Annotated in this window: 15 protein-coding genes; 6 read left to right on the top strand and 9 right to left on the bottom strand. The window is 64.8% G+C overall.

Annotation, left to right across the window (positions count from 1 at the left end):
* Positions 1-8 precede the first annotated feature (8 nt).
* Positions 9-206 (bottom strand): hypothetical protein, encoded by a 198-nt coding sequence (locus tag ACSQ3I_RS13875; protein WP_435999781.1) that lies wholly within the window; start codon positions 204-206, stop codon positions 9-11.
* On the opposite strand from ACSQ3I_RS13875, the gene ACSQ3I_RS13870 reads away from it, so the two are divergent.
* Positions 205-1,053, top strand: coding sequence for an alpha/beta hydrolase family protein (locus tag ACSQ3I_RS13870; RefSeq protein ID WP_435999780.1), 849 nt, complete (start codon positions 205-207; stop codon positions 1,051-1,053). The genes ACSQ3I_RS13875 and ACSQ3I_RS13870 overlap by 2 nt on opposite strands.
* Here the strand turns inward: ACSQ3I_RS13870 and ACSQ3I_RS13865 are convergent, their stop codons facing one another.
* From ACSQ3I_RS13865 to ACSQ3I_RS13830, 8 genes are all read right to left on the bottom strand, one after another.
* A complete protein-coding gene (locus ACSQ3I_RS13865) occupies positions 1,054-2,589 on the bottom strand; it encodes a GMC family oxidoreductase (RefSeq protein ID WP_435999779.1) in 1,536 nt (511 codons plus the stop codon).
* A 10-nt stretch (positions 2,590-2,599) separates the two neighbouring features.
* Complete coding sequence (locus tag ACSQ3I_RS13860) at positions 2,600-3,643, bottom strand: 2,5-dihydroxypyridine 5,6-dioxygenase (protein WP_435999778.1); 1,044 nt, start codon at positions 3,641-3,643, stop codon at positions 2,600-2,602.
* A gap of 34 nt (positions 3,644-3,677) precedes the next feature.
* Positions 3,678-4,211, bottom strand: a complete 534-nt coding sequence (locus tag ACSQ3I_RS13855) for a flavin reductase family protein (protein ID WP_435999776.1) — start codon at positions 4,209-4,211, stop codon at positions 3,678-3,680.
* Complete coding sequence (locus ACSQ3I_RS13850) at positions 4,208-5,509, bottom strand: amidase (RefSeq protein WP_435999774.1); 1,302 nt, start codon at positions 5,507-5,509, stop codon at positions 4,208-4,210. The genes ACSQ3I_RS13855 and ACSQ3I_RS13850 overlap by 4 nt, the downstream gene beginning before the upstream one ends.
* A gap of 11 nt (positions 5,510-5,520) precedes the next feature.
* Positions 5,521-6,963 carry an amidase gene (locus ACSQ3I_RS13845; protein ID WP_435999772.1) on the bottom strand — a complete coding sequence of 481 codons (1,443 nt, stop codon included), beginning with the start codon at positions 6,961-6,963 and terminating at the stop codon, positions 5,521-5,523.
* Positions 6,964-6,969: 6 nt separating this feature from the next.
* Positions 6,970-7,374 carry a nuclear transport factor 2 family protein gene (locus ACSQ3I_RS13840; RefSeq protein ID WP_435999770.1) on the bottom strand — a complete coding sequence of 135 codons (405 nt, stop codon included), beginning with the start codon at positions 7,372-7,374 and terminating at the stop codon, positions 6,970-6,972.
* A gap of 115 nt (positions 7,375-7,489) precedes the next feature.
* The gene (locus tag ACSQ3I_RS13835; RefSeq protein ID WP_435999768.1) at positions 7,490-8,977 is read right to left on the bottom strand and encodes a 4-hydroxyphenylacetate 3-hydroxylase N-terminal domain-containing protein; all 1,488 of its coding nucleotides are present in this window, start codon (positions 8,975-8,977) and stop codon (positions 7,490-7,492) included.
* A gap of 70 nt (positions 8,978-9,047) precedes the next feature.
* Positions 9,048-9,440: a carboxymuconolactone decarboxylase family protein gene (locus tag ACSQ3I_RS13830; RefSeq protein WP_435999766.1), complete on the bottom strand. Its 393-nt coding sequence runs from the start codon at positions 9,438-9,440 to the stop codon at positions 9,048-9,050.
* A gap of 238 nt (positions 9,441-9,678) precedes the next feature.
* Between ACSQ3I_RS13830 and ACSQ3I_RS13825 the strand changes: the two genes are divergently transcribed.
* From ACSQ3I_RS13825 to ppaT, 5 genes are read left to right on the top strand one after another with little or no spacing between them, the layout of a single operon-like run.
* On the top strand, positions 9,679-10,500 hold the full coding sequence (locus ACSQ3I_RS13825; RefSeq protein ID WP_435999764.1) for an N-acyl homoserine lactonase family protein: 822 nt from the start codon (positions 9,679-9,681) through the stop codon (positions 10,498-10,500).
* Positions 10,497-11,276: a 3-hydroxybutyrate dehydrogenase gene (locus tag ACSQ3I_RS13820; RefSeq protein ID WP_435999762.1), complete on the top strand. Its 780-nt coding sequence runs from the start codon at positions 10,497-10,499 to the stop codon at positions 11,274-11,276. The genes ACSQ3I_RS13825 and ACSQ3I_RS13820 overlap by 4 nt, the downstream gene beginning before the upstream one ends.
* A gap of 45 nt (positions 11,277-11,321) precedes the next feature.
* Positions 11,322-12,230 carry an NAD(P)-dependent oxidoreductase gene (locus tag ACSQ3I_RS13815; RefSeq protein WP_435999760.1) on the top strand — a complete coding sequence of 303 codons (909 nt, stop codon included), beginning with the start codon at positions 11,322-11,324 and terminating at the stop codon, positions 12,228-12,230.
* 2 nt (positions 12,231-12,232) lie between these two features.
* Positions 12,233-13,579, top strand: a complete 1,347-nt coding sequence (locus ACSQ3I_RS13810) for an MmgE/PrpD family protein (RefSeq protein WP_436000223.1) — start codon at positions 12,233-12,235, stop codon at positions 13,577-13,579.
* Positions 13,580-13,610: 31 nt separating this feature from the next.
* On the top strand, positions 13,611-14,792 hold the full coding sequence (gene ppaT, locus ACSQ3I_RS13805) for a pyridoxamine--pyruvate transaminase (RefSeq protein WP_435999758.1): 1,182 nt from the start codon (positions 13,611-13,613) through the stop codon (positions 14,790-14,792).
* Positions 14,793-14,934 lie beyond the last annotated feature (142 nt).

Here is a 14,934-nt window from a genome sequence, read left to right as displayed (position 1 = left end):
AGAAAGCCTCATTTGTCCTCGCCGCCGCCGCACGCCACCATCGCGTCACCGATGGAGACGAACCCGGCGATGTGGACACCGATGTTGTATCGAAGCTTGCTCAGGCATTCCCGGCAGATTGCCGCCATACCCACGTCTTGGGCAGCCGTCCCGCGTCCGTCGTTCGCACCGACCACCGCCTTTTCCACCGCTGCTGCTGATGGCATGCCGGTACGGGGTTTTCTGTGGCGGCACGACCACCCTGAACCCGGCCGCCCGGTGGTGATCATCAATCCGGCGACGGCGGTGCGGTGCCGCTATTATTTCCGTTTCGCCGACTACCTGTTCCGCAACGGCATGGACGTCGTCACTTACGATTATCGCGGCATCGGCGAAAGCCGGCCGGGGTCGCTGCGCGGTTTTGCAGCCGGTTGGAGGGATTGGGGAGCGTATGATTTCGAGGCGATCCTGACATGTGTTTCCCGCCATTTTCCCGGCCAACCGGTGGATGTCGTCGCCCATTCCATCGGCGGTGTGCTCATTGGGTTGGCGCCATCAAACGGCGGCATCCGCCGCATTTTTTCGGTCGGAGCGCAATATGCCCATTGGCGCGACTATGCCAGCGAGTTTTGGGTCCCCATGATTTTGCGCTGGCACCTGGTCATGCCGCTCTTGACCGCCCTCTTTGGCTATTTTCCCGGCAAGCGGCTCGGCTGGCTCGAAGACGTGCCGGCCGGCGTGGTGCGCGACTGGAGCCGCATGGGGCGACACTTCGATCAGTCGCTCAGCCGTGGGGATGCCGTCTCCGCCGAGGCGATCCGCCGGCAGTTTGCAGCCGTCACAGCACCGATTCTGGCGGTTGGCGCCAGCGACGATCCTTTTGGCACGCCGGTCGCGATCGACCGGATGCTTGATTGTTTTCCGGCGGCGAAGAAACATCACCGCCGGCTGGATCCCGCCCGGACCGGTCATCCGGACATCGGCCACTTCGCCTTCTTCCATGGCCGCTTCGAGGACACGCTCTGGCCGATCGCGCTCGACTGGCTTCAGGAGGAAAGGTTGCCGGCGCCCTGATCAGCGCCGGCCGGCCGCAAAGGTTTCCGCAATCGCCAGCACGGCGGCATGCACCGGCCCTGACGTGATGGTCGGGATCACCGAGGCATCGACGATCGATAGGTTATCCAGACCGTTGAACCGCAGGTCGGCATCGACGATGGCATCGCCGTCGCTGCCCATCCGGCAGGTGCCGACCGGGTGGTGATGGGTGATGACCGCCTTGGCGATAAAATCGTCGATCTCGGCGGTTGTCTTGACGCCTGGCCCCGGCAGCAGTTCCTCGGCTTTCCACCCTGCCAAGGCTTGCGCACTGCCGATGTCGCGGGCAACGCCAAGCGCCCGGCGGAAGGTAATGCGATCGTGATCCGTCTGCAGGTAGGCGGGGTCGATCACCGGCCTGTCCTGAAGATCCGGCCCGCTGATCGCAAGATGGCCCCGGCTCGTCGGATGGGTGACGCCGAACAGGAAGGTGTAGGCAAAGCCGGGTGTCACGGCGGCAAAACTTTCCGAAACCGAAGGTCCGGTCACGCAGCCGAGCACGATGTCGGGTGCGCCTTTCGCTTCGGTGATATCGGCGGCATTCAGGTACATCAGGGATTCGGAATGCTGCAGCTTTGTCGGCGGCACGGCCTGGCTTGACCGGTAGACGTTGCCGGCGCCGAGCAGGTGATCGTGCAGGTTTTTACCGATCTCCGGCCGTGACAGGCGGCAATCGACGCCCGCCCGACGCAGGACGTCGGGATCACCGAAGCCGGAGCGCATCAACAGTAAGGGTGTGGCCACCGATCCCGTGGAGAGGATGATCTCGTCGCCGGTGATCGTTTCGTCCTTGCCGTCCCGCGTGACGGCAAGGCCGGTCACCCGGTTGCCGTCGATCACCAACCGATGCACCGAGGCGCCGGTCAGGATGGTGAGGTTGGGCCGCGCCCGCACGTCGTCGGTCAGATAGGCATCGGCGGCGCTGACGCGTTTGCCGTCGCGGATGGTCAGCGAATTCGGGGATGTGCCGTTCAGGTTCCGGCCGTTGTGATCCGGCAGGGCCGGCACGCCGCGCTCGTGTCCGGCGGCGATATAGGCGCGGACGACGGGATTGACCTCGTCGTCCGGCAGCCAGACCGGCAGCGGCCCGTCGCCGCCGTGCAATTCGGATGCACCGCCGGAAAACCGTTCGCTGCGCAAAAAGCCCGGCAGCAGCCCCTCATAGGACCAGCGGTCGGAACCGGTCGCCTCGGCCCAGACGGCAAAATCATCGGGATGGCCGCGCACATGCGCCATGGCGTGCAGGCAGCTCGATCCGCCCAGCACCCGGCCACGTGGCCAGGGGTGGATGCGGTTTGCCGTGCCGGCCTGCGGCACGGTCTCGTAGGCCCAGTCGTAGTCGCGGCCCTGGATGAAGGGCCACATGGCGGGCTTGGCGATATCCGGGTCGGTCGGCGCGACGCCGGCCTCGATCAGCGCCACCCGCCGGCCGGCGTTTTCGGAGAGCCGCGCGGCGAGCACCGAGCCCGCCGAACCGCCGCCGACCACGACCACGTCGAAATGTTTTTCGCTCATCTCGCCCGCCTTACCGCTGGTCGGCCGGGACCACCTTGCCGTCCTTGGTCATCGCCTCGCCGTCGAGCGACAGCGAGCAGTTGCGCAGCGGAATGTCGAGATGGCAGGGCACGTCGCGCGTGCCGCCGGCTTCGGTGTTCGGGCCGGTGGAGAACAGGAAGTTGCCGGCAAACGACCGGGCATCCATGCCGAGCTGGGCTTCCGGGTTGGTGAGGCCGAGCACGGTCCAGTGGGCGCGGGTGTGCAGGCCCCAGCCGACATGCGCCATGGCATAGGCCTCCGGATCGTCGAAGGAATCCATGAAGCGACGCAGGAACTCGGCGTCGAAACCGCCGTCGATCTTGGTGACGTAGCCGTTCTCGACGGTGAAGGTCACCGGGCTGCGGGCATACATCTTCATCGGCAGCAGGATATCGCCTTCCTCGATGACGATGGTGCCGTTGGCGGTCTTCTCGGTCGGCCAGGTGGCGACGAAGCAGCTCGGCCAGTGGTCCCAGCGGCCCGGCTCGTCGGCAAGGCCGTATTGCGTCAGCACCGGATACTGGCCGAGGTCGCATTCGAAATCCGTGCCGGCCTTCGAGGTGACGGTCATCTTCTTCGCCGCGCCGAGCTTCTTGGCGCCGGCCAGTACCCGCGCCTTGTCTTCCGGCTTCGGCAGCATGCGCAGCATGATTTCCGGCGGCTCGACGGCAAGCAGCATGCGGGCGCCGGTCTTGAGGATTTCCTCCTGCTCCTTGGAGAACAGAAGCTGCAGCGTGTCGATGACGAAGTCGCTGGCCTTGAGGCAGGCGAGCGCCGCCTTGTTGTGTTCCAGCGCGGTCTTGCCGATATAGCCGGACTTGTCGCGCGAGATCGCCTTCTCGCCGTTCATCGGCGCCAGGTTGAGGTTGGTGACGACGGCGCCCATGTCGGCGGCGGCGAGCCGCGCCATGCCGGCGATCTGCTGGTTGGAATCGTCCGAGGTCAGGATAGTCAGCTGTTCGCCGGCCTTGAGGTTGCACATGGCGAGAACCTCTTTCCACGCCATCATCAATGCTGCATCGCTAATCGCCATCGTTTTGTTCCCTTGTTTTTAATTGCGCACCGGATCAGGCGTCGTCCTGGCCCGGCAGTGAAAAGAAATTGCGGTTGAAGTGCAGCAGCGGCCGCTTGGCCGGATTGAGCCGCACCTTCCTGACGGCGCCGAAAAACACCGAATGGCTCTCCGTCTGCGTCACCTCCGAAACGACGCAGTCGATGTTGACCAGCGCGCTGTCGAGCGCCGGCGAGCCGGTCGCCAGCTCCAGCCAGTCGGCATTGAGGAATTTGTCCTGACCCACCGCGCCGCCATGGCCGGCAAAACGCTTGGCGATCTCTTCGTCGGTTTCGGCAAGGATGTTGACGCAGAAGGCGCCGGTCGAGGTGATCGCCGCATGCGCCTCGCCGAGACGGTTGACGCAGACCAGCATGCTCGGCGGCGTCATCGACAGGCTGCAGACGGCCGTGGCCGTCAAGCCGCGGCGGGCCTCCTTCTGGCCGGCGGTGATGATGGTGACGCTGGCTGCCAGAAGCCGCATCGCCGCCTTGAAATCGTCAACGAGATCAGGCGCGGCAAGGTCGGGTGAAATTTGCGCGGCGTTCATGCATTGCCCCTTTCCTGCTTCCACGCATCCTCGACGGCTGCCGCCACCGCAAGCGTGCGTCGGTCGTCGTATCGCCGCCCCACCACCTGCACGCCGACCGGAAGGCCTCTCGGGCCTGTGGTGGCGGGCACGCTGAGGCATGGGCTGTGCAGCACGGTCCAGGCGCGGTTGAATAAGGGATCGCCGGTCGGCATGCCTTCGGGCGCCTCGCCGGGGGCGGACGGCGTAATCAGCGCATCGAACCCGTCGAGCAGGGCTTCGAAGCGGTTGCGAATTTCCGGCAGGCGGCGGCGCGCATCCATATATTCATCGATTGTCGTCAGCGATTTGTCGTGCATCATCTGCCGGGTGGCGGCGCCGAGCTGTGGCGAAAGGTGTTTGCGCTCATAGGCCAGCGACTGCGTCACTTCCCAGCCCATGATGGCATCCTGCAGGGCGAAGATCTCGTCGAACCAGTCCGGTACGGCGATTTCCTTCACGGTCGCCCCGGTTTTCGACAGCAGGTCGGCGGTTGTTTCCACCGCCTGTTGCGACGACGCTTCGGCCTGGTTCCAGCGCGATGTCCGGAAAATCCCGACTGTCGGCTTGCTCGCCGCCTCGTCGACGACGAACCCCGGATTGTCGGCGATGGCGGCCGTGCACCAGGCCGCATCCCGGACATCGCGGGTGATGATGCCGAGCGTGTCGAGATTGTCGCACAGGACTTTTACGGCGGTGCGGTTCAACAGGCCGAAGGTCGGCTTGAAGCCGACCACGCCGCAGAAGGAGGCGGGCCGAACAACGGAACCCGAAGTCTGGGTTCCGAAGGCGAGCCGGGCATGGCCGGCGGCGACCGCGGCGCAGGAACCGCTGGACGAACCGCCGGGCGTGTGGGCCGTATTGTGCGGGTTGCGTGTCTTGTTCGGGTTCATCATCGCGAATTCGGTCGAGACCGTCTTGCCGAGCACGACACCGCCGGCGCTGCGGGCGATGGTGACGCAGGGCGCATCCCAGGCCGGGCGGAAGCCGTCATAGACCTGCGAACCGTAACCGGTCGGCATGTCGGCCGTGTCGATGACATCCTTGACGCCGACGGGCACGCCGGCAAGCGTTCCCCTGGTTGCAGCCTTGTCGACGCCGCGGGCATGGACCAGCGCATTGTCGCGCGCCAGATGTTGCCATGCCATGATCGGCCCGTCGGTCGCCTCGATGTGATCGAGGAAGGCCGTCGTGACATCGACGGCGGAGAGATCGCCATTGCCGACTTTTCGGGCGATGTCGCGGGCGGAAAGTTCGAGGATCTGCGCTGTCGCGGCCATGGTCCGCCTCCTTATGCTACGTGGCCGAACGGCGCCGACGGGCGGCGGTCGAACCACGGAAATGCCTGTTCAAGCTGCGCCGCCAGCGAAAACAGCAACGCATCCCGCCCGAATGCCGCGCCGAAATGGATGCCGATCGGCAGGCCGTCATCGCTCATGGCGAGCGGCACGCTCATTGCCGGGCAACCCGACGCGTTGAAGACGGCGGTAAACGGGCCATGGCTCCAGAAGCGGGCGAAGAATTCGTCAAGGCCCCTGCCGCGGCCGGCCAGTTCGCCGAGTTTTGGCGCCGGCGTGTCGGCGACGGGGCTGAGCAGGATGTCGTAGCGGGCAAAGAAGCGGCCGAGCGCGCGTGCCGTCGCATGCAGCTGGTTGATTGCCCACATATATTCGATGCCGGAGCGGGCACGGCCTTCGCGCACCCATTCCTGGTTGACCGGTTCGATCTTCTCGATCGGATCCGGCCCACCCGGCTGCTGGCTGAAGCTGACGCCGGTCGCGGCACTGACGCCCGCGATGATCCGCCAGGCTTTCATCAGCGCATGGCCGTCATAACCGGCATCGGCCACGTCCTCGACATGATGGCCGAGGTCTTCCAGCTTTTTCGCTTTGTCGCGAACCGCTGCCAGCACTTGTGGATCGATCGCTGTTCCGGTCGGCGCCGTCAGCGTCATGCCGATGCGCAGGCCTTTTGGCGGGGTGGCGAGGCTGGCGAGGTAGGTGCCCTCCTCCGCCGGTGCGGCATAGGGATCGCCGATATCGGCGCCGGCCGAAACGTCCAGAAGGGCGGCGTTGTCGCGGACCGACCAGGAGACCGCGTGCGGTGTCGACATGCCGGCAATGGCCTCGACGGCGATGGGGCCGAGCGGATTGCGCATGCGGGTCGGCTTGAATCCGAACAGGCCGCAATGGGATGCCGGCAGGCGCGTCGAGCCGGCGCCATCGGAACTGTTGGCGAAAGGAACGAGGCCGGCCGCAACGGCCGCCGTCGAGCCGCCGGAAGAACCGCCGGCCGTGCGCGTCAAGTCCCATGGGTTATGCACCGGCCCGAAAGCATCGGATTCGGTGGTGAAGCTGAGGGCGAATTCCGGCGTATTGGACTTGCCGAGGATGACGAGGCCGCCGGCCTTGTAGCGCGCCGCCAGCGTTCCGTCGCGCCTGGATATCGTGTTCCGGTGTAGTTCCGAGCCGGTGGAGAGGATCATGCCGTCCACCTCGAAACCGGTATTCTTGATCAGGAACGGCACGCCGGTGAAGGCACCGTCCGGCAGGCCGTCGGCAATCGCCTTGCGGGCGAGGTCGAAATGCGCGTGCACGACGGCATTGAGCTTCGGGTTCAGCGCCTCGATCCGCGCGATCGTTGCATCGAGCAGCTCTTCCGCCGAAATCTCCTTCCGGCGGATCAGCCCGGCCAGTCCCAGCGCGTCGTATCGGGTGAAATCGAAAGCGGCCATCGTTCGTCACGCAATCTGTTGTTTGAAGCTGTCGAGGTTCCAGAGATCCTTGGTGCCGATCAAGCCGTCATCGGAAAATTCGAAGAGATGCAAGCCTTTTAGCACCACGGTCTTCGGCTGCGGCGCTTCCGCGCCCTCTTTCGGGCGTGGCGTAAAGGTGCCGCACATCGTGTAGAGCACAGCCGCCTGCTGGCCGGAAAGAATGCGCTGTTCTTCGCTCCAGGTGACGTCCGGCAGCATGCGGAAGAAACCGGCGAGGCCTTCGACCACCGCGTCCCGTCCCGTCCTGCGTTTGCTCATCGCGACTTCCTCGTGCCAGCCGTCGTCCGGATAGAGCGCGCCTGCCTTGGCCGCATCGCGCTCGGCGTAGGCCATATAAAAGGCATCGAGGGTGGATTGGATATCGGCCATGGGAGATGTCCCCAGCAATAGCTGGCGGCGCCTGCCCCGATCCGGGGCGAGACGGCCAGATTCAGGATGTCGGCAGGCGCCCTGAGGGGCGCCCGCCTTGCCGATGAAGGCCGGCTTATTCGATGCCGGCGAGCTTCTTGACCTGGCCGGTGAACTCGTTGCGCTTGATCTCTTCGTAGAGACGGGCGCGCAGGCGCGGGGCCGGGCTGGCATTGACGTTTTCAAACAGGGCGACACGGCCGGCAAGCGCGCCTGACGTCATGTCCCAGATGAAGTTCATCAGCTGTTCCTTGACCATGGCGGAAACGCCGTGGCCGGGCAGCAGGTCGTGCAGGTAGTGGCCGATCTCCGGATTATCGTATGCCTTCTTGCCGAAGCGCATGACGAGGCCCTGGCCGCACATTTCCTGCAGGATGTGGATGATGCGCGGATAATGCTGGATCGAGTAGAGGCGGCCTGCCGTCAGCATGCCGGCATCGGGCGCCATCACGCCGCCTTCGGTCGGCTTGGCAAGCGCTTCCGCCGCCAGCACGAAGGCGCGCAGCGCCTGCTGGTATTCGATCAGTTCGCCGAGCATCAGCTGCACGGCCGGGATCTTGCCGGTGCCGAGATAGTCGAGCACCAGCTGGCCGGCGCCGACGAACAGTTCCGCCTTGACGGCAAGGCGCGTCAAAACGTGCCAGTGCGCGAAAATGCAGACCGGGCCGTAATACTGCATCGCCGTCGGATCGCCGAGGTTGAAGATGCGGTCCTTCGGAACGAAGACGTTGTCGAAGATGATGAACTGGTCGGCCTCTTCGCCCATCGAGGCGATAGGATGGTCGAATTTTTCCGAACCTGGCTGCGACACCATCTCGCGAGAGATCAGCTTGATGCCGTCGGAATTGACCGGGATCGAACCCCAGATGCAGGCATCCGCCGGTGTTTCCTGGATGCCGCCGAGGTTGGTGAAGAAGATTTCCTTGGCCTGCGCCGCGATCGAACCGACCGTCTTGGCGCCGTAGATGCGGATGCCGTCCTTCTCGACGCTCTTGACCTTGAGAAGCGAGGCTTCCGAAGCCTTCGGTGAAGAGCGGTCGGACTGCGGGCCGGCAAGGCTTTCGGAGGCCGTCAGGTTGTTGTCGCGGCCGTATTCGACGTAACGCTCGATGTTTTCGGCGAAATCCGGATCGATGCCGTCGATCAGCGACTTCTTGCGCTTGAAGGTCGGCAGGTGGGCATAGAGGCCGACGGCGATGGCCGGCGCCAGATCCGGTGGGCGGCCGAAGGTGCCGCCGGTCTTCAGGCTGGTGTATTCGATCATCTTGCGGCGATCCACCAGCTCTTCCTTGGTGCGCGGGATCTGCCAGGCGCGGCTGACGACGGCCTTGGCCGCTTCGTCGTAATAGGTCGTGGCTTCGGCGTGCTCGTCGGTGAACTGGTCGTCGAACATCGATGCGAGGAGATCGACACCGGCGGCGAGCGCCGGCTCGTCCGTCACTTTTTCGATCTGCTTGCCGCCAACCCAGATCTGGCGGCCGTCGATCAGCGACTCCTTGAATTCGGCACCCGTCTTCAGACGGTGCTCCGTCGCCGATTTGAATTGCCTTTGCGTGTTTGTCATACGCGTGTTCCCCTTCGGATATTTTAAGATAAGGCAGATATGTGAGGCGCCGTCAGGCGGAAATGTTCGGCTATTCTTGCTCCCGGATCACTTCTGCGGCGACGCGCATGCAGTCGAGCGCGGCCGGCACGCCGCAATAGATGGCGGCCTGCAGGATGACTTCGACGATCTCTTCCTTGGTGACGCCGTTGTTCAGCGCGCCGCGGACGTGGATCTTGATTTCGTGCGGGCGATTGAGCGCGGTCAGCATGGCGAGGTTGAGGAAACTGCGCGTCTTGCGCTCCAGCCCCGGGCGATTCCAGATCTCGCCCCAGCACCATTCCGTCACCAGTTTCTGCAGCGGCGCCGTCAGGTCGTCGACGGAATTGAGGGAGCGGTCGACATAGGCGTCGCCAAGAACCTCCCGCCGCACTTTCAGGCCTTTTTCAAAGAGCTCCGTCTGGAACTCGGGGCGAGTCGTCATCTATGTCCCCCATTTCTTATTTGTTGTCGCCGGGCGCCCGGTTTGCAGGCAGCTGCCACCCTTCGCCGTTGATGCCTGGACCATAACGGCCACGATATTGACCGTCAAGAGATTGTATGACAGGATTACAATAATATAAAAACGGGGCAGGCGAAGGCGCGGTCTCGACAGCGGCGGCGGAATCGAACATCAATGCCGCAGCGGTCGAAAACTGCAGCTGGCGATGGGGCGGAAAAACGTGTCGATAGAACCATTTGAGTTGTACGCCATTCGCTACGCCAATCATTCCGGCCGCCATCTCTCCGACAATTATCTTGGTGGCGACAGCCATGAAAGCGGTGCGGATCTCGACTATTACGTCTGGGTGGCGCGGCGCTCAGACTGCGTTTTCGTCATCGATACCGGCTTCGATGAAGAGGCGGCAAAAGCACGCGGTCGCACCCTTTTGCGCATGCCGTCAGAGGCGCTATCCCATCTCGGCATCGCTGCTGCCGATGTCGATCAGGTGATCCTTACCCATCTGCATTACGACCATGCCGGCACGCTCGACAGCTTTCCGAAGGCGCGGTTCCATGTGCAGGATGCGGAGGTGGCTTATGCCACCGGGCGCTGCATGTGCCATCAGCCGCTACGCGCGCCTTATTCCGTCGAGGACGTCACGCGCTTCGTGCGCTGCGTCTATCATGGGCGCGTGGCGTTCCATGACGGCACCACCGAAATCGTACCCGGCCTGACGCTGCATCGCACCGGCGGCCACACCGCCGGCCTGCAGGTGGTGCGCGTCTGGACGAAGCGCGGCTGGGTGGTCATCGCCTCCGATGCCTCGCATTTCTACGACAATTTTTCGAGCGGCCGGTCCTTCCCGATCCTGCATAGTCTCGGCGACATGCTGGAGGGGTTTCGCACCGTCAAGGCGCTGGCCGAGGATGAAGACCATGTCGTGCCGGGGCACGATCCGCTGGTGATGAAGGTGTATCGGCCGCCGAGCCCGGAGCTGGAGGGCATCGCCGTCAGGCTCGACGAACCGCCGATCAAACCATGGAGAGATCTGCTGCCATGAAGGGAAAGACTGCCCTGATCACCGGCTCGACGGCCGGGCTCGGACTGGCCATCGCCGAACGTTTTGCCGCCGAAGGCTGCAACACCGTGCTGACCGGCCTCGATACCCAGGAAGACGGCGAGGAAGTGGCCGCGCGGCTTGAGGCGAAACACGGCTGCTGCGTCGTCTACAAGCGCGCCGACCTGCGCAACCAGCAGGAAATCGAAGCGCTGCACGCCGCTGCCATCCGCACCTTCGATACGGTCGATATCATCGTCAACAATGCCGTCATTCGCCGCTTCGCGCCTGTCGATCAGCTGCCGCCGGAGGACTGGAGCCAGGCGCTTGCCGTCAACCTTTCCGCCGCTTTCCACACGATCCGGCTGGCCTTGCCTGGCATGCGGCAGAAAGGCTGGGGCCGGATCATCAACCTCGCCTCCGTCTACAGCCTGATCGCCCTGCCCGGCCGGCTGGACTACGTCACGACGAAACATGCCATCGTCGGCATGACGCGGACGGTGGCGCTGGAGACGGCCTCGGAGGATATCACCTGCAACGCCATCTGCCCCGGCCTGATGCACACGCCCTCGGCGCAGGCCCGCATCGAGGCGATGGCGGCGGAGAAGAACATCTCCGTCGAGGAGGCCACCCGCGATTTCCTCTCGACCCGCCAGCCCGGCGGGCGCTTCATTTCCATGGACACGGTCACGGCGCTTGCCGCCTTTCTCTGCGGCCCGCACAGCCGCGATCTCAACGGCGCGCTTTTGCCGGTCGACAACGGCTGGTCCATCGCCTGATTTCATTTCGAACGCAGACGGCGCAGCAGGCGCCCTGGAGGTATCATGTCTAAAACGGTTCTCGGTTTCGTCGGTCTCGGCAACATGGGCGCGCCGATGGCGTCGCGTCTCATCGATGCGGGTTATGAACTGGTGATCTACGACCGCAGCGAAGCCGCCCTGCAGGCGCTCGTCGCCAAGGGCGCGCGTGCCGCCGCTTCGCCGGCCGCGATCGCCTCCGAGGCCGAGACCGTGCTGATCTCGCTGCCGACGCCCGACGTCGTCAAGCTCGTCTGCACCGGCGCCGACGGTCTGTCCTCGGGCACGAAAATCCGCCGCATCGTCGACCTGTCGACCACCGGGCCGCAGGCCGAGGCGGAGGTGGCGACGAAACTGCAAGGCACGGATATCAAGCTGATCGATTGCCCGGTGAGCGGCGGCGTTGCCGGCGCGAAAAAGGGGTCGCTGGCGCTGATGGCTTCCGGCGACCGTGGCGCCTTCGACCTGCTCGTGCCGGTGCTCGAAAACCTCGGCAAGGTGTTTTATGTCGGCGCCGAGCCGGGCATGGCGCAGACGATGAAGCTGATCAACAACATCTGCTCGGCAGCCGCCCTTGCCATCACCTCCGAAGCCATGGTGCTCGGCGCCAAGGCCGGGCTGGACGCCGAAACGATGATCGACGTGCTCAACGCCGGCAGCGGCCGCAACAGCGCCTCGGTGGACAAGATCCCGCGTTTCGTCCTGCCTGGCACCTTCGATTTCGGCTTCGCCGTCGGCCTGTCCGCCAAGGATATCCGCCTGTGCGTCGAGGAAGGCGAGCGTCTCGGCGTGCCGATGATGGTGGCGAGCGCCGTCCGTCAGTTGTTTTCGATCACCAAGAGCGAATTCGGCCATGATGCCGACATGACCGCCGTCATCCGCACCGTCGAGCAATGGGCCGGCGCCGAAGTCAGGGGCAAGGACGTCAAGGCGTGAGCATGGCGGCGGAAACGGGAGCGAGCCGGAGGCTTGCGGCCTTCGCTGCGGGCCTGACCTGGGAACAGCTGCCTGCCGAGGTACGGCACGCGGCGAAACGCTGCCTGGTCAACTTTTTCGCAACGGCCATTGCCGGCAGCGGCGAACCGGCGCTCGACAAGGCCTGCGGCGTTCTTGCCGCCTTCAGCGGCCCGTCTTCGTCCACCGTGATCGGCCGCGACGAGCGGCCGGATATGCTGTGGGCGTCGTTCCTGAATGCCGCCAGCGCCAATGTCTTCGATTTCGACGATACGCATATTCCGACGATCATCCACCCCACGGCACCGGTCGCTCCGGTCGTTTTCGCGCTGGCGGAAAACCGTCCGCTGCGCGGCGAGGATCTTTTGCTAGCCTTCGTTCTCGGGGTGGAAATCGAATGCCGTATCGGCAACGCCGTTTCGCCGAGCCACTACAGCCGCGGCTGGCACATTACCTCCACCTGCGGCACGTTCGGTGCCGCCTTCGCGGCCGGTAAGTTGCTCGGGTTCGATGAGCGGCAGTTTCTCGACGCCCTCGGTAATGCTTCGGCGCAGGCCTCCGGCCTGGTGGAGACGCTGGGAACGATGTCGAAAAGCATCAGCGTCGGCAATGCCGCCCGCAACGGTTTGCTCTCAGCGCTGCTGGCCGCGGACGGTTTTTCCGGCCCGACATTGCCGCTGGAAGGCCCGCGCGGATTCCTGGAGGTCACGGCGGAAAAACCCGATCTTGCCGTTCTCCTCGACGGCCTCGGGACGCGGTGGGAAATCCTCTCCAACACCTACAAGCCCTATCCCTGCGGCGTCGTGCTCAATCCGGTGATCGATGCCTGCCTGACCTTGCGCGGCAAGCCCGGCTTCGACGCCGGGGCCATCGAAAAGATCACCCTGACGGGCCATCCGCTGCTGCGCCAGCGCACGGACCGCCCCGGCGTTGCGACCGGTCGCCTGTCGCAGGTGAGTGCCCAGCACGCGGTTGCCGTGTCCCTGCTCACCGGCCGGGCCGGCCTGCCGGAGTTCAGCGATGACAGCGTTGCCGATCCTGCGGTGCGGGCACTGGGCGAAAAGCTTGCCTTTGTCGACGATCCCGCCTTCGATGTCGAAGGGGCGCGCGTCGAGATCGGCTTCGCCTCCGGAAACCTGGCGGTGACCGTGGAAAAGGCGCGCGGCAGCCTCGGCAATCCCTTGAGCGATGCCGACCTGGAGGCCAAATTGAAGACACTGAGCCAGTATCGCGGTCGAAGCTTCGACATCGACCGTCTGCTGTCGGCCATCTGGGCGCTCGACCGAACGGACGATGCGGGTGCCGTCATGAAACATGCGGCCGGGCGATAAGGCCGCCGCTGCAGAACAGGGAGTGAAGACCATGAGCAAACCCACCCAGACCGATCCGATTTTTACGCTGACCACCGGCCCCGTCGATTCCTATCCGGCGGTCCTGCGGGCGCTGGCGCGGCCGGTGCTGTATGACTACGACCCGGCTTTCCTCGAACACTACGAAAATGTCTCCCGCAAGGTGCAGAAGGCGTTCGCATCGCGCAATATGCCGGTGATCCTGCAGGGCGAGCCGGTGCTCGGCCTCGAAGCCGCCGCCGCTTCGCTGCTCGCCAAGGAGGATGTCGTCCTCAACCTCGCCTCGGGCGTCTATGGCGCCGGTTTTGCCGGCTGGGCGAAGCGGTATTGCGCCGAAGTGGTGGAAATCCGCGTTCCCTACAATGAGGTGATCGATCCGCAATCGGTCGCCGACATGCTGAAGGCGCGTCCAGAAATTCGCGTCGTCGCGGTTTGCCACCACGACACGCCCTCTGGCACGATCAATCCTGTCGCCGAAATCGGCCGGATCGTCCATGCGCATGGCGCCTTGCTGCTGGTCGATGCCGTGTCGTCCTTCGGCGGCATGGAGGTCTATCCCGACGCGATCCATGCCGACCTGTTCGTTACCGGCCCCAACAAGTGCCTCGGCTGCCCGCCCGGCCTCTCCCTGCTGTCGGTCAGCGATGCCGCCTGGGCGAAGATGAAGGCCAATCCGGCCGCGCCGCGCGCCTCGATGCTGTCGATCCTCGACTGGGAAGAAGCCTGGCGTGCCGATCGTTCCTTCCCCTTCACGCCGTCGGTGGCCGAAATCAATGGTCTCGATGCGGCACTCGACCTCTATCTCGACGAAGGGCCGGAAAACGTCTGGCGCCGCCATGCGGTGACGGCCGAGGCGACCCGCGCCGGCATCCTGGCCGCCGGCCTAAAACTCTGGCCGGCCAGCGAGGCGATTTCGTCGCCGACGACGACGGCCGTCCGCGTTCCCGAGGGCATCGACGAGGCGGTGCTGCGGAAAGAGGCGCGGCGGCGGTATGGCGTGGTGTTCTCCTCCGGCCGTGGCGAAACGCTCGGCAAGCTGACGCGTATCGGCCATATGGGCCCGACGGCGCGGCCGATCTATGCGCCGATCGCCATCACGGCCCTGGTCGGCACGCTGACGGCGATGGGCGTTGCCGGCCTCGATCTCGGCGCAGGCGTGACCGCTGCCATGGCGGTAATCGACCGCGATCTGTGACGTCAGACGCTGCCGCCGGCGACGGCGGCAGCCGCCCACCTGAAAAAGGCGGGTTGGCATAGTATTATATTCGCGTATTATGCGAATCCGGTGGGGGATGCGGCCAGAAGCGGTTTTCACGCGATATCGCCGCCGGGGCATG

This window comes from Rhizobium sp. LjRoot30 (genome assembly GCF_964253915.1).
Classification (GTDB): Bacteria; Pseudomonadota; Alphaproteobacteria; order Rhizobiales; family Rhizobiaceae; genus Metarhizobium.
This window is presented reverse-complemented; position numbering and strand designations above follow the sequence as displayed.

Excerpts from the sequence above, each read along its gene's own strand:
- ACSQ3I_RS13820 (WP_435999762.1), top strand. The coding sequence starts at position 10,497 with ATGAAGGGAAAGACTGCCCTGATCACCGGCTCGACGGCCGGGCTCGGA.
- ACSQ3I_RS13815 (WP_435999760.1), top strand. The coding sequence starts at position 11,322 with ATGTCTAAAACGGTTCTCGGTTTCGTCGGTCTCGGCAACATGGGCGCG.
- ACSQ3I_RS13845 (WP_435999772.1), bottom strand. The coding sequence starts at position 6,963 with ATGGCCGCTTTCGATTTCACCCGATACGACGCGCTGGGACTGGCCGGG.
- ACSQ3I_RS13860 (WP_435999778.1), bottom strand. The coding sequence starts at position 3,643 with ATGGCGATTAGCGATGCAGCATTGATGATGGCGTGGAAAGAGGTTCTC.
- ACSQ3I_RS13835 (WP_435999768.1), bottom strand. The coding sequence starts at position 8,977 with ATGACAAACACGCAAAGGCAATTCAAATCGGCGACGGAGCACCGTCTG.
- ACSQ3I_RS13865 (WP_435999779.1), bottom strand. The coding sequence starts at position 2,589 with ATGAGCGAAAAACATTTCGACGTGGTCGTGGTCGGCGGCGGTTCGGCG.
- ACSQ3I_RS13830 (WP_435999766.1), bottom strand. The coding sequence starts at position 9,440 with ATGACGACTCGCCCCGAGTTCCAGACGGAGCTCTTTGAAAAAGGCCTG.
- ACSQ3I_RS13855 (WP_435999776.1), bottom strand. The coding sequence starts at position 4,211 with ATGAACGCCGCGCAAATTTCACCCGACCTTGCCGCGCCTGATCTCGTT.
- ACSQ3I_RS13875 (WP_435999781.1), bottom strand. The coding sequence starts at position 206 with ATGCCATCAGCAGCAGCGGTGGAAAAGGCGGTGGTCGGTGCGAACGAC.
- ACSQ3I_RS13840 (WP_435999770.1), bottom strand. The coding sequence starts at position 7,374 with ATGGCCGATATCCAATCCACCCTCGATGCCTTTTATATGGCCTACGCC.
- ppaT (WP_435999758.1), top strand. The coding sequence starts at position 13,611 with ATGAGCAAACCCACCCAGACCGATCCGATTTTTACGCTGACCACCGGC.
- ACSQ3I_RS13850 (WP_435999774.1), bottom strand. The coding sequence starts at position 5,509 with ATGGCCGCGACAGCGCAGATCCTCGAACTTTCCGCCCGCGACATCGCC.
- ACSQ3I_RS13870 (WP_435999780.1), top strand. The coding sequence starts at position 205 with ATGCCGGTACGGGGTTTTCTGTGGCGGCACGACCACCCTGAACCCGGC.
- ACSQ3I_RS13810 (WP_436000223.1), top strand. The coding sequence starts at position 12,233 with ATGGCGGCGGAAACGGGAGCGAGCCGGAGGCTTGCGGCCTTCGCTGCG.